We start from the raw sequence: 13,485 nt of genomic DNA, 5'->3' as shown, positions 1-13,485 counted from the left end.
CAGCGCGCTTGAGCAAACTTCATCAGACTCGCGGCCTACTGGGGTTCTGTGTGTCGGTGTTTTTCCATGCGGGTTTTACTTTTTCTGGCTGCGCTCTTGTGCAGCCTGCCGTCCTTTGCGGCCTCTCGATGCGATGTTGACGTTCCCACGCAAGTGGCCGAGCTTGATGACGTGCACTTGGCGTATCAGAGCATCGGGCGTGATTCCGACCCCGCGCTGCTGTTGGTCATGGGCCTCGGGGGACAACTGATTCACTGGCCGGACGAGGTGGTCGTCGCCCTGTGTCAGCAGGGCTTCCGGGTCATTCGCTACGACAACCGGGATGTCGGATTGTCGACCTGGGTCCAGGCCCCCTCGAGCGCCAACCTCACCTATGAAGTGCTGCGCTACAAGATCGGCCTGCCGGTGTCGGCGCCGTATTCGCTGACCGACATGGCTCAGGATGCGTTAGGCCTGATGGACGCGCTGCATGTTCAGCAATTCCATGTGCTGGGGGCGAGTATGGGCGGCATGATTGCGCAGCATCTGGCCGACATGGCGCCCAAGCGCGTGGAGAGTCTGACGCTGATCATGACCAGCTCCGGCGCGCCCGGCCTGCCGATGCCCAGCCCGGCGTTGTTGCAACTGCTCGCCCGTCGTGGCGCGCCGGACCGGCAGACCGCACTCGAGCAGCAGGCTGATTTGCTGGCTGCGTTGGGCAGCCCGGAGGTCAAGGATGATCGACAGATGCTCCTGCATCAGGCGGCGGTTTCCTACGACCGGGCGTTCAATCCTGAAGGCGTGAAACGGCAGATTCTGGCGATCCTCGCCGAACCCAGCCGCGTGGAGCTGTTGAATCGGCTGCGGGTGCCGACGCTGGTCGTGCACGGCACGGCGGATCCGCTGTTGCCGGTGATGCACGGCATTCATGTAGCGGCGCACATTCAGGGCAGTCAACTGAAGCTCATTCCCGGCCTGGCCCACCGTTTTCAGGAAGCCTTCAAAGCCCCGTTGCTGGCGGCGGTGTTGCCGTATTTGCGCGAGCATCGCGAGGACGCTTCCCACGTCGCCCAGCTCTGATGCAACTGCGGGCTTGACCCGTCTTCTGAGGACAGGCGCCTCGGTGTAGGGTGTGAGCGCCGTCGTGATCGGCGTATCGTGCAACTTTTCCTCCCTTGCACGAGGCTGCCATGAGCATTCCGCTGAAAATCGACTTCATCTCCGACGTGTCCTGCCCCTGGTGCATCGTCGGCCTGCGCGCGCTGGACCAGGCGCTCGAGCATCTGGGCGATGAAGTTCAAGCCGACATCCACTTCCAGCCCTTCGAACTCAATCCGCAAATGCCGCCGGAAGGCCAGGACATCTTCGAGCACATCGCCGAAAAGTACGGCTCGACCCGCGAGCAATTCCAGGCCAATGCCGAAAACATTCGCGAGCGCGGCGCAGAACTCGGGTTTGTCTTCAAGCAGGGCGAGCGACGCATATTCAACACCTTCGACGCCCATCGACTGCTTCATTGGGCCGAGCTGGAAGGCAAGCAACACGCGCTGAAAGAAGCGCTGTTCACCGCCTATTTCAGCCAGCACGCCAACGTATCCAGCCATCAGGTACTGGCGGATGTCGCGCAGAAAGTGGGCCTGGATCGAGTGCGCGCCGAGGCCTTGCTGGGCAGCGACCAGTACGCCAGCGAAGTTCGCGAACTGGAACAATTGTGGGTATCGCGGGGCGTGACTTCGGTGCCGACTATCGTCTTCAACGACCAGTACGCCGTTTCCGGTGGGCAGCCTGTCGACGTGTTCGTCAGCGCCATTCGTCAGATCGTGGGCGAAGAATCGAGCCTGGTTAACCCGGTCGACTAAAGCGGTTAGTCGACCATGACGGGCAGCGCGCCTGTGGGTATTCCTGGCTCTCAGGCTTTGGACACTTATCAACACGCGCGCTGCTGACCGTCATCTGCTGTTACTCATCGACCATTGCATTTCAAAAAACACTTGCTCCTCCCAGCCACTTTCGGATATCAATTTGTACATGATTAGACAGGTTCGATTCGACAAGAAAAAACGCGTGGTGGATGAGCTGGCGCGACGCATCGAGAGCGGCCAGATGGGGTCGGGCGAATTGTTGCCCGGTGAGAACTTGCTCGCGCAGGAATTCAACGTCAGCCGTGGCACGCTCCGGGAAGCGCTGTCCGAGCTCAAGCGACGCAACTACATCGCCACGCAAACCGGCGTCGGTTCGATCGTGACCTATGACGGCATCTCGCTGGATCAGCGTGCCGGGTGGGCACAGGCCCTGGCCGACACCGGCGCCAAGGTCAGCACCGAGATTCTGCGTCTGGTGGCGGTGCAGCGGCCTGATCTGGCGGGCCGGTTTGGCACAGCCGAGTTCATCGCGCTGGATCGCCGTCGAACTGCCGGGGATGGCAGCGTGGTTTCCCTGGAGCGTGTGCTGATTCCGGCCTGCGACGGCCTGGAAAATCTGCCCCGCGACGGGCTGATCGAAGATTCGCTGACAGTCACGCTGGCCGCCCACGGCTATGTCGGTGATCGGGGCGATCAGTGGATCGGCGCCGAGCCCCTGAGCAACGATGACGCGGCACTGATGTTGCGGCAGCCGGGCTCGGTGTTTCTCAAGGCGACGCGCACCACGTTCGATCGCCGCGAACGTTTCATGGAGCACGTGGAAAGTCTTCTGGACCCCGTGCATTTTCGTCTGCATCTGGCTTTTGGATCGTCTACATGACCGCACTGATCGACACCCGCGACCGAGGCCTCGGCGCTTTCTACGGACTGGCACTGGGCGATGCGCTGGGCATGCCAACGCAGTCCCTCAGTCGCGAGCAGATCAGGCAGCGATTCGACCGCATCACAACCTTGCAGGCCGCCGGTGCCGATCAGCCGATTGCGCCGAACATGCCCGCCGGGTCGATCACCGACGACACCGAGCAGGCGGTCCTGGTCGCCGAATTGCTGGTTGCCGGAGAAGGGCGCATCGAGCCTTCGGACCTGGCGCAACACCTGATTGACTGGGAGGCGGTGATGCAGGCCAAAGGGTCGCAAGACCTGCTGGGCCCGTCGACCAAGCGCGCCATCGAGATGATTCTGGCCGGGCACAGCCCTGAGGAGGCCGGGCGTTTCGGCACCACCAACGGCGCCGCCATGCGCATCACGCCGGTGGGCATTGCCTTTGATGTGCGCGAAGAAGCGCGCTTCATCGAGGCGGTCAAACAGGCCTGCCAGGTCACCCACAACACCACTCTCGGCATCTCCAGCGCAGCGGCGGTGGCCGCGGTGGTCTCGGCGGGCATCAGCGGTGCCAGCCTCGGCGAAGCCCTGGAGGTCGGCGCGCGCATCGCCCGAGAGGCCGAGGGCTTCGGCTACTGGATCGCCGGGGGCCGCATTGCCGCGCGCATCCAGTGGGCCAGAGACCTGTGTGCCGGGTGCAGCAACGAACAGCTGCCCGATCTGATTTATGACGTGATCGGCACGTCGGTCGCCTCCCAGGAATCGGTGGTCGCGGCTTTCGCCCTCGCGTATCAAGTGGCTCGCGGGCAGGTCTCGGCATTCGATGCGCTGTGCATGGCCGCCAGTCTGGGCGGCGACACCGACACCATCGCCGCCATTCTAGGGGCGATGCTCGGTGCCTGCGCCGGAATGGGCGCCTGGCCTGAGCCGCTGATCAAACAGATCCAGACCGTCAACGGACTCGACCTGTATCCGGTTGTCGAGCAGTTGCTGTCCCTGCGCGGGGTCTGATCCGACCAACGCCAGCCCGTTTAACGAATAAGACCTACCTCGCGGCTCTATGCAGCGGCGAGTCAGGGCTTTTTGCAGCCTGCAAAAGCCCACGCTGACACGGATGTCGTTTGCTTTGCGCACTGCCCACAACCAGAACAAATGGCACAGGAGCATTCACATGACGTCATCCAACGCCGCTCAAGGCGCAGGTCAGCTTGAAACACGCGGCATCGAACCGGTTCCGGAAAACGAATGCAACGGCCACCCGTTGCAGCTTTTCTGGGTGTGGTTCGCGGCCAATATCAGCATCCTCGGTCTGCCGCTGGGGGCGACGCTCGTGGCCTTTCGCGGGCTGTCGATCGGGCAGGCGATCATCGTGGCGATCCTCGGCGCGGCCGGCTCGTTTGCGGTGGTCGGGGTCATTTCCATTGCCGGCCGCCGGGGCAGGGCGCCGAGTCTTACGCTCTCGCGGGCCATCTTTGGCGTGCGCGGGAATATCGGTCCGACCATCGTTTCGCTGATGTCGCGTCTGGGCTGGGAAACCGTGAACACCACGACCGCCGCTTTCGTACTGCTGTCGCTGTGTTCGATCCTCTTCGCCACACCGGTGGAGGCCAAGAGTGCGCCGGGCCTGACCCTGGTGTTCATCGCCATTTTCGTGCTGATGACGCTGACCGTTTCCGGCCTCGGCCACGCCACTTTGCTGGTCATCCAGAAATGGGCGACGTACATCTTTGGCGCGTTGAACATCATCGTCGGCGGCTTCCTGATCGCGCACATCGACTGGGCCGCTGTGTTCAACGCTGCGCCTGCACCGGTGAGCGCGATGATCATCGGGATCGGCACCATGGCGGCAGGCACGGGCATCGGCTGGGCCAACGCAGGCGCTGATATGTCGCGCTACCAGCATCGCAGCGTCAAGGCCACGCGGCTGGTGGCCTCGGCGGCTTTCGGCGCCGGCATCCCGCTGGTGTTGCTGATCACCCTGGGCGGACTGCTGTCGGTGGGCAACGACCACTTGGCGTCGGCCACCGATCCGATCATCGCGATCCGCGAGCTGCTGCCGACCTGGATGGCCGTGCCGTACCTGATCACGGCGTTCGGCGGGCTGCTGCTCTCGAATAACCTGTCGGTGTACTCGGCAGGGCTGACCACGCTGACGCTAGGCCTGAAGATCAAGCGCGTGCATGCGGTGATTGTCGACATCGTGGCAATCTTCGCCGGATCGATTTACTTCATGCTGATCGCCGACAGTTTTTACGGCCCCTTCATCACGTTCATTTCAATGCTCGCCGTGCCGATTACCGCGTGGGTTGGGATCTTCATCGTCGACCTGATGCACCGCCACTACTACTCACCGGCTGACTTGATGGACGTTTCGCCGCGCAGCGCCTATTGGTATCGCGGCGGCATCGAGTGGCGTGCGCTGGGTGCGTGGGCCCTGGCCATCGTGCTCGGTTACAGTTTCACCACCGTCGCCACCACGCCGGAGAACGTGATATTCAAGGGCTTGCTGTCGGACTCATGGTTTGGCCATAACGGGCTGGGCTGGATCGTCACCTTCCTGGTGGCGGGTGGTCTGTATGCCTTGCTCGGCGGTGCCCGTGACCGTCGTGTCGTTGCAAAAGAGGTTGTTCATGCCCGCTAGATTGCTCTACACCGGCCAGGTCGTGGTCGATCTGGTCATGGCCCTTGACGCTTTGCCACGTTCCGGCGGCGATGTGCTCGCCCGTTCGGCGGCTTTCGAAACCGGCGGCGGATTCAACGTGATGGCCGCGGCACGGCGCAGCGGTATGCCGACGGTGTACCTCGGTCGCCACGGCGCGGGGCGTTTCGGCGATCTGGCGCGGCAGGCCATGGCGGCGGAAGGCATCGACATCGCGGCGGCGTCCACGGCTCAGGACACGGGCCTGTCGGTAGCGCTTATCGAGCCTTCGGCCGAGCGTTCGTTCATTTCCTACGTCGGTGCCGAGGGCGGTTTGTCGGCTGAGGATCTGCACGGCGTTGATGTGCAGGCTGAGGATTTCGTGTTCGTCAGTGGCTACAGCTTGCTGCACGAAGGCAAGGTGTCGACGCTGCTGGATTGGCTCGCGCAGTTGCCGGGAGGGGCGGGCGTGGTGTTCGATCCGGGGCCGCTGATCGATTCGCCGCAGGCGTCCGGCATGTCGGCGGTGTTGCCATTGATCACGCTGTGGACGAGCAATGCCGAAGAGGCGCTGCGCTTCGCCGGGTGCGAGACGATCGATGGGGCCCTCGACAGGCTGGCGCACTGGCTGCGCACTGACGCGCTGATTATTGTGCGCGACGGGCCGAACGGCTGCTGGATTCGTCAGGGTCCCGAGGTCCGACACGTTCGGGGGTTTCCGGTGACGGCCATCGACACCAACGGCGCCGGCGATGCCCATGCGGGGGTGTTGCTGGCCGGGCTGGCGTCAGGGCTTTCAGCGTCGCAAGCGGCATTGCGCGCCAATGCGGCTGCGGCCATTGCCGTCAGCCGCTGGGGCCCGGCGACTGCGCCGACGGCGGCAGAGGTGGATGAGCTAGTGGGCAGCACTGACTTTTAAAACCCGGTCGTCCATGTGCCGCTTTGTGGGGCAGATAACGCGGTCCTTGTGGGAGTGAGCTTGCTCACGAAGACGGTATTTCAGCCACTGAAGAATGGGTGAATATACGCGGACTCTGTGGGAGTGAGCTTGCTCACGAAGACGGTATTTCAGCCGCTGAAGATTAAGCGGATGTACTGTCCCCTTCGCGAGCAAGCTCGCTCCCACAGGTCATGTGTCGGCAGATATCTCGGCGGTGTCGGCATGCTCGATCAGAGCGCCCTCCTAAGGCCAGAATCACCAAGCGGAGATAGTGCTCACCCCAACCCGTATTTCTTCACCTTGTCGAACAACGTGGTCTTGGCCATGCCCAGCTCCTGGCTGGCCTGACTCAGATTCCCGCCGCTGCGCTGCAACGCCTCGCCCAGCAGGTTCTTCTCAAACGCTTCCACCGCTTCGGCAAAATCAAGGCTCTGGGTGGCGACTTCCGCACCGGCGGTCTTGAAAGCCGGCAGGCCCAATGCGTACCGCTCGGCGACGTTGCGCAGCTCGCGGACATTGCCCGGCCAGTCGTGGGCCAGCAGCGCCGAGCGGGTCTGTGCATCCAGCTGCGGCGCTTCACGGTCGAAACGCAGCGACGACTGCTGCAGAAAGTGCTCGAACAACTGCAGGATGTCTTCGCGGCGCTCCCGCAAGGGCGGCAGTTCGAGGGTCACCACGTTCAGCCGGTAATACAGGTCGCTGCGAAACTGGCCCGCCTTGCTCAGCGCATTGAGCTCCGACTTGGTCGCCGCGATCACTCTGCAATCCACCGCCACACTCTGGTTTGAACCAAGTCGCTCCAGCGTGCGCTCCTGCAACACCCGCAGCAGTTTGATCTGCAGGTTGATCGGCATGCTTTCCACTTCGTCGAGAAACAGCGTGCCGTTGTGCGCGTGTTCGATCTTGCCGATGCGGCGTTTGCCGGCGCCGGTGAACGCGTTGGCCTCGTGACCGAAGATCTCGCTCTCGAACAGGCTTTCTGGCAGGCCGCCGCAGTTAAGTGCTACGAACTGATGGTCATGGCGGCGGCTGAAGTCATGCAGGCAACGGGCGACAAGTTCTTTCCCGGTGCCGGTTTCGCCTTCGATCAGCACATTGGCCGAGGTGTCCGCGACGTTGGCGATCAGCGCGCGCAGGGTCTGCATCGCCTGGGAGCGACCGATGATCTTGCCTTCCAGGGAGTTGCGCTCGGCCAGTTGGCGGCGCAGCGACCAGACTTCCCGAGCCAGACCGCGCTGCTCCAGGGCCCGGCGGGCGGCGTCGACCAGGCGCTCGGGAGAGAAGGGCTTTTCCATGAAATCGTACGCGCCATCGCGCATTGCGCCGACGGCCATCGACACGTCGCCGTGACCGGTAATCAGCACCACAGGCAGGGTCCGGTCGCGTTCTTTCAGGCGCTTGAGCAGCTCAAGCCCGTCCATGCCCGGCAGGCGAATGTCACTGATGACGATGCCGGCGAAGTTCTCGCTGACCAACGCCAGCGCTTCTTCCGCGCTGCCCACGCCCTGGCTGTGAATGTCTTCCAGCGCCAGCGCCTGTTGGCAGCCAAGCAGGACATGCGGGTCGTCTTCGACGATGAGGACCGTCAGATCAGTGTTCATGGTGTATTCCAGTGCGTGCCCGCGAAGCGGTGTGTCAGGTTTTTGGACAGGGTGACTGCCTCACTGCTTTCGCGAGCAAACAGGCTCCGAAAATGTCCAACAATGCGTTGATCTCTCATACACCCGCCGCCCCGGGATCGACCAGAGGCAACACCAGCACGAACATCGTGCCGCCCTCGGCCGGGTCTTCAGCGTTGAGCGTGCCGCCTGCCGCAGCGGCGAGGCTGGCGGACAGCGTCAGGCCCAACCCCAGTCCCTGTTCGCCGGGCTTGGTGGTAAAGAAGGGTTCGAACAAATGCTTGCGCGCTTCGGCGTCGATGCCGTGGCCGTTGTCCCGCACCCGCAGCCGATAGCGGCCCTCGAACACGTCACCTTCCAGCCACAGAACCGGCAGCGGCTGCGCCTGCATGGCGTCCAGTGCGTTGCCGATCAGGTTGACCAGAATCTGCTCAAGCCGGGTCTGATCAATCGCCAGTTCGACATCATCGATCTGCTGATGCAGCTCCAATGACGCATTGTCCAGGCGCGCCGCCAGCAACTGCAGTGCAGCCTCGACCGCCTTGCTCAGGGACGCCTGGCCCTTGTCTTCTCCTCGCCGGGCGAAGGCACGCAGGCTGGCCGTGATGCGGCCCATGCGATCCACCAGATCGTTGATGGTGCGCAGGTTGGCACTCGCCGTGTCCAGCGCGCCCCGTTCGAGAAACCGAACGGTGTTGCCCGACAACGTGCGCAGCGCGGCCAGTGGCTGATTCAGTTCATGGGCGATGCTGGTGGACATCTGGCCGATGGCGGCGAGTTTGCCGGCCTGGATCAATTCATCCTGGGCCTGGCGCAGGGTTTCCTCGGCCTGGCGACGTTCACGAATCTGGCCCTTCAGGCGTTCGTTGCTCGCGCGAAGGTCGGCGGTGCGGTCGGTGATGCGCCGTTCCAGCTCGTTGTTCGCCTGTTCCAGCGCTTCACGGGCGGCGAGGCGGGTGGAAATCACCTTGCGGCGCTCGTTCCAGGCAATCAGCAGAAACGCCACCAGCGCGCAGGCGACGGCGACCAGCATTCCCTGATTGGCGGCTTCCCGGCGCAAGTCTTCCAGCGGCGTCAGCAGGGTCAGGTGCCAGGGCGTGTCAGCCAGTTCGCGGGTCTGCGCCAGATAACTCACCACCGTGTGCTCGTGATCGACGCTGGTGTTCGCAGGAAACGTCAGCTTCTCGACCCCGTCGGCAATCGATTCACGTTCCAGCGGCACCAGCTCGTTGAGCGGCCACCAGTAATACTGCAGGCTGCGCGCCAGCCGCTCTTTGATCTCGGCGGTCAGCGGGCGGACTGATTTCAGCCGTCGGGCCGGGTCGCTGGAGAGAATGATGATGCCGTTCTCGTCGCTGACAAACGCTTCCAGGCGCGCGCGCTGCCAGCGTTCTTCCAGGGCTTCGAGCCGGACCTTGATCACCGCGACGCCGATGATCTTGCCTTTCTCTTCCAGCCCGTGGGCCAGGTAATAACCCGGTTCGCCGGTGGTGCTGCCAATGCCGTAGAAGCGGCCCGGCAGACCGCGAATCGCGTCCTGATAATAGGCACGGAAGGACAGGTCTTCACCGAGGTAACTGTCGGCATCGCGCCAGTTGCTGGTCGCCAGCACCCGGCCGGTGGTGTCCAGCACATAGATGGCCCGACTGCGGCTGCGCCGGTTCAGGCCTTCGAGGTAATCGTTGACCTTGGCGCGCAACTCCGCAGACGGATTGTTGAGCAGGTCGGAAACATTGGATTCCAGCTCCAGCACGCTGGGCAGGTAGTTGTACTTGTTGATCTCGCTCTCGACGGTGCGCGCGTGCAGCTCCAGCTGACGCTGACCGTTTTCACCCAACGCCTTGATGGCGTTCTTCTCGCTGTACAGATACGTGACGTAACCCAGCGCAATCATCAGCAGGATGATCAGCGGCGGCACGAACAGATGGCGGATCAGTCGGGGTTTCACGGCGAGTGATGGCGGCGCGGCGCGGTAGAGAGGGGGGTCGCATTTCATCACAGTCGTCCTGGACCGACCAGCCGCTCGTTTCATCATTCATGAACGAGCGGCCGGTGGTTTTTACGCCCTCGAAGGGCTAATGCTTTTAGTGCTGCAGGATTTTGTTGAGGAACTGCTGAGCCCGCTCGGAACGCGCGTTGACGTCGCCGAAGAACTCTTCCTTCTCGCAGTCTTCGACGATCTGACCCTTGTCCATGAAGATCACCCGATCCGCCACTTTGCGGGCGAAGCCCATTTCGTGGGTCACGCACATCATGGTCATGCCTTCGTGGGCCAGTTGCACCATTACGTCGAGCACTTCGTTGACCATTTCCGGGTCGAGCGCGGAGGTCGGTTCGTCGAACAGCATCACCACCGGGTCCATCGCCAGCGCGCGGGCAATCGCCACACGCTGTTGCTGACCGCCCGACAGTTGCCCCGGATGCTTGTGGGCGTGGGCCGACAGACCGACACGTTCGAGCAGTTGCAGGCCTTTTTTCGTGGCTTCTTCCTTGCTGCGGCCCAGCACCTTGATCTGCGCGATGGTCAGGTTTTCGGTGATGGTCAGGTGCGGAAACAGCTCGAAATGCTGGAACACCATGCCGACACGCGAGCGCAGTTTCGGCAGATTGGTCTTCGGGTCAGCGATCGACGTGCCATCGACCACGATGTCGCCTTTCTGAAACGGCTCCAGCGCGTTGACGCACTTGATCAGCGTGGACTTGCCCGAGCCCGACGGACCGCAGACCACAATCACTTCGCCTTTTTTGACCTCAGTGCTGCAATCGGTCAGCACCTGGAAGTCCCCATACCACTTGTTGATATTTTTGATGGAAATCATACGGCTAACCTTTTTTGCATGAACTTGACCAGGCGCGACGCGGCGAAGCTGATCGTGAAGTACACCAGACCGGCGACAATCAGGAACTCGTTGGAGCGCCCGATGATGTCGCCGCTGGAGCGTGCCGAGTTGAGGAAGTCGACCAGACCGACCGTGTAGACCAGCGAGGTGTCCTGAAACAGGATGATGCTCTGCTGCAACAGCAGCGGGGTCATCTTGCGGAACGCCTGGGGCAGGATGATCAGGCGCATCATCTGGCCGTAGGTCATGCCCAATGCTTGAGCGGCGCCCATCTGGCCACGGGAAATCGACTGAACGCCGGCCCGCACGATTTCACAGAAGTAGGCCGCCTCGAACATCATGAACGCCACGACGCAGGAGGTGAACGCGCCGATCGGCGTGTCTTCGCCGGTGATCCAGCGCAGCACGAACGGCACCGCCAGGTAGAACCAGGTGATGACCAGCAGCAGCGGAATCGAACGGAAATAGTTGACGTAGGCGCCGGCAACACGTGACGCCAGCTTGTTCGACGACAACCGCATCAGCGCCAGAATCGTGCCGATGATGATGCCGCCCACGATGCCCATGGCCATCAACTGCAGCGTCATGAGCATGCCGTTCCACATGCCCGGAATCGCAGGAATCACGCCAGAGAAGTCCATTATTTACCTCCCACGGAGATCAGGCCCGGGACCGCGACTTTCTTCTCGACCAGACGCATGAGCAGCATCAGGCTCATGTTCAACGTGAAGTAGATCAGCGTCGCCAGGGTGAAGGCTTCGAACAGGTTCGCGGAAAACTCGGCGGTCTGTTTGGTCTGCGCGAGCAATTCCATCAGGCCGATCAGCGACGCCACGGACGAGTTCTTGAACACGTTGAGGAATTCGGAGGTAAGCGGCGGAATGATGATCCGGTACGCCTGGGGCAGCAGCACGTTCCAGTAGATTTGCGGCAGCTTGAAACCCATGGCGCGGGCGGCGGATTCCTGCCCCACCGGCAACGCCTGAATACCGGTGCGTACCTGTTCGCAGACACGTGCGGCGGTGAACAGCCCCAGGCACACGACAACACTCAGGAACGCCGAGGTGGTCGGATTGAGGTCTTGCTTGTACCACTCCTGCAGATTCTCAGGCAGCAGATCCGGCACCAGGAAGTACCAGATGAACAGCTGCACCAGCAGTGGCACGTTACGGAAAATTTCCACGTAAATCGCGGCGATGGAAGAAACGATGCGGTTTGGCACCGTACGCATCACCCCGAGCACCGAGCCCAGGAGTAACGCAATGATCCAGGCAGCAACGGCAATGGCGATGGTCCAGCCCAGCCCGGTGATGTACCAGTCCAGGTAGGTCTCGCTGCCGACGCCCGTGGACTTGAAGAACACGCCCCAGTCCCAGTTGTAATTCATCAGGGTCTCCCCCTTATCGATCGTTATGCACGCACACGCCAGGTAGCGGCTTCCGAAGACGCAGTGCGTCTCCGGAAGTCAGGCTTTTCACGTTGTCAGAATGGCGGAGCGAAGGACTCAGGCCTTCTTGTCCGGCGCCGGCTTGTCGTTCGGGTTGGCGATCAGCGCTTTGAGCTGTTCGCTCATCGGGAACATCAGGTTCAGGCCTTTTGGCGGAATCGGCTGGGTGAACCACTTGTCGTAGATCTTGTTGATCTCGCCCGATTTGTAGGTCGCAACGATGGCGTCGTCGACGGCTTTCTTGAACGCAGGGTCTTCCTTGCGAACCATGCAGCCGTAGATTTCGTAGGACTGAGGGGTGCCGGTGACGGCCCAGTCGGTCGGCTTCTTGGCCTTGGCCATTTCGCCGGCAAGCAGGGCGTCGTCCATCATGAAAGCAACGGCGCGGCCCGATTCCAGCATCTGGAACGACTCGCCGTGGTCTTTGGCAGAGATGACGTTCATGCCCATCTGCTTGTCGGCGTTCATCGCCTTGAGGATGCGCTCGGACGTGGTGCCGGCCGTGGTCACGACGTTCTTGCCTTTGAGGTCGTCGAAGTCTTTGTAGGACGAGTCAGCCTTGCTCAGCAGACGGGTGCCGATTTCGAAGATGCCGACGGAGAAGTCGACTTGCTGGGCGCGCTCGGCGTTGTTGGTGGTCGAGCCACATTCAACGTCGACGGTACCGTTCTGCACCAGCGGGATACGGGTCTGGGAAGTGACCAGGTTGTACTTGACCTTCAGATCAGGCATGTCCAGGTCTTTCTTGATCGCTTCGACGATCTTCAGCTGGATGTCAGCGGAGTAGCCCACTGGCACGCCGGAAGCGTCAGCGATGTAGGAAAAAGGAATGGAGGAGTCGCGGTGACCGAGGGTGATGGTGCCGGACTCTTTGATTTTCTTCAGAGTGCCCGTCAGTTCGGCGGCGAAAACAGGGGTGGTGATCAAAGCGGCAGCAATGGCTGCGCCCAGGATGTGGGGAACGATGCGCATCTGGTTTACCTCGACATTGTTTTTTTTATTGGGCCGGTGTTGGACGGCCCTATCGTTTCAGAGCGCTTCAACGGCGGCCCAGTGAGGCGACACGCTACATCGAAGCAATCGTGCAAGAGTGTAGAGCATGAGTCATGCCAGAGAGGTGACTGGGGCTAAGCGCATGAAAGTTAGGGATATTTACGCAGAAGGGATGTGTGAGCAGGAACTCGGCCGTCCGGGATTCCGAATCGGGAGGGGGAGGGTGTTCGGGAATCCGAATGGTATCGCAGGGGTTTCAGAGTGGGTAACCAATGGTTTTGCCGT

General features: G+C 61.9%; 12 protein-coding genes. 6 read left to right on the top strand and 6 right to left on the bottom strand.

Annotated features, from left to right (window positions below; all coding sequences use genetic code 11):
- Window positions 1-66 precede the first annotated feature (66 nt).
- The 6 genes from AC07VF_RS02375 to AC07VF_RS02350 all read left to right on the top strand — a co-directional run bounded on the left by AC07VF_RS02375 (window position 67) and on the right by AC07VF_RS02350 (window position 6,280).
- Entirely contained in the window at window positions 67-1,059 is a 993-nt protein-coding gene (locus AC07VF_RS02375; RefSeq protein ID WP_282366226.1) for an alpha/beta fold hydrolase, read from the top strand.
- 110 nt (window positions 1,060-1,169) lie between these two features.
- On the top strand, window positions 1,170-1,838 hold the full coding sequence (locus AC07VF_RS02370) for a DsbA family oxidoreductase (RefSeq protein ID WP_495008687.1): 669 nt from the start codon (window positions 1,170-1,172) through the stop codon (window positions 1,836-1,838).
- Between the two features lie 169 nt (window positions 1,839-2,007).
- Window positions 2,008-2,721: a GntR family transcriptional regulator gene (locus AC07VF_RS02365; protein WP_192171602.1), complete on the top strand. Its 714-nt coding sequence runs from the start codon at window positions 2,008-2,010 to the stop codon at window positions 2,719-2,721.
- Window positions 2,718-3,734 (top strand): ADP-ribosylglycohydrolase family protein, encoded by a 1,017-nt coding sequence (locus AC07VF_RS02360; protein WP_495008688.1) that lies wholly within the window; start codon window positions 2,718-2,720, stop codon window positions 3,732-3,734. Before AC07VF_RS02365 ends, AC07VF_RS02360 begins: the two co-directional genes overlap by 4 nt.
- Before the next feature lie 160 nt (window positions 3,735-3,894).
- The gene (locus AC07VF_RS02355) at window positions 3,895-5,364 is read left to right on the top strand and encodes a purine-cytosine permease family protein (RefSeq protein ID WP_495008689.1); all 1,470 of its coding nucleotides are present in this window, start codon (window positions 3,895-3,897) and stop codon (window positions 5,362-5,364) included.
- Entirely contained in the window at window positions 5,354-6,280 is a 927-nt protein-coding gene (locus AC07VF_RS02350; RefSeq protein ID WP_495008690.1) for a PfkB family carbohydrate kinase, read from the top strand. The genes AC07VF_RS02355 and AC07VF_RS02350 overlap by 11 nt, the downstream gene beginning before the upstream one ends.
- Window positions 6,281-6,576: 296 nt before the next feature.
- Here the strand turns inward: AC07VF_RS02350 and aauR are convergent, their stop codons facing one another.
- The 6 genes from aauR to AC07VF_RS02320 form a co-directional block, all read right to left on the bottom strand.
- Complete coding sequence (aauR, locus tag AC07VF_RS02345) at window positions 6,577-7,902, bottom strand: two-component response regulator AauR (protein WP_192171598.1); 1,326 nt, start codon at window positions 7,900-7,902, stop codon at window positions 6,577-6,579.
- Between the two features lie 115 nt (window positions 7,903-8,017).
- The gene (aauS, locus tag AC07VF_RS02340; protein ID WP_495008691.1) at window positions 8,018-9,916 is read right to left on the bottom strand and encodes a two-component sensor histidine kinase AauS; all 1,899 of its coding nucleotides are present in this window, start codon (window positions 9,914-9,916) and stop codon (window positions 8,018-8,020) included.
- 88 nt (window positions 9,917-10,004) lie between these two features.
- The gene (locus AC07VF_RS02335) at window positions 10,005-10,739 is read right to left on the bottom strand and encodes an amino acid ABC transporter ATP-binding protein (RefSeq protein WP_037012313.1); all 735 of its coding nucleotides are present in this window, start codon (window positions 10,737-10,739) and stop codon (window positions 10,005-10,007) included.
- Window positions 10,736-11,404 carry an amino acid ABC transporter permease gene (locus AC07VF_RS02330; protein WP_172612954.1) on the bottom strand — a complete coding sequence of 223 codons (669 nt, stop codon included), beginning with the start codon at window positions 11,402-11,404 and terminating at the stop codon, window positions 10,736-10,738. Before AC07VF_RS02330 ends, AC07VF_RS02335 begins: the two co-directional genes overlap by 4 nt.
- Window positions 11,401-12,147, bottom strand: a complete 747-nt coding sequence (locus AC07VF_RS02325; RefSeq protein WP_065992535.1) for an amino acid ABC transporter permease — start codon at window positions 12,145-12,147, stop codon at window positions 11,401-11,403. The genes AC07VF_RS02330 and AC07VF_RS02325 overlap by 4 nt, the downstream gene beginning before the upstream one ends.
- A 117-nt stretch (window positions 12,148-12,264) precedes the next feature.
- Window positions 12,265-13,179, bottom strand: a complete 915-nt coding sequence (locus AC07VF_RS02320) for a glutamate/aspartate ABC transporter substrate-binding protein (protein WP_122622341.1) — start codon at window positions 13,177-13,179, stop codon at window positions 12,265-12,267.
- Window positions 13,180-13,485: the final 306 nt, after the last annotated feature.

It is taken from the genome of Pseudomonas sp. GW821-FHT02H06, assembly GCF_059421525.1.
Note: the sequence above shows the minus strand (reverse complement) of the source record. Positions and strands in the feature narration are given on the sequence as shown.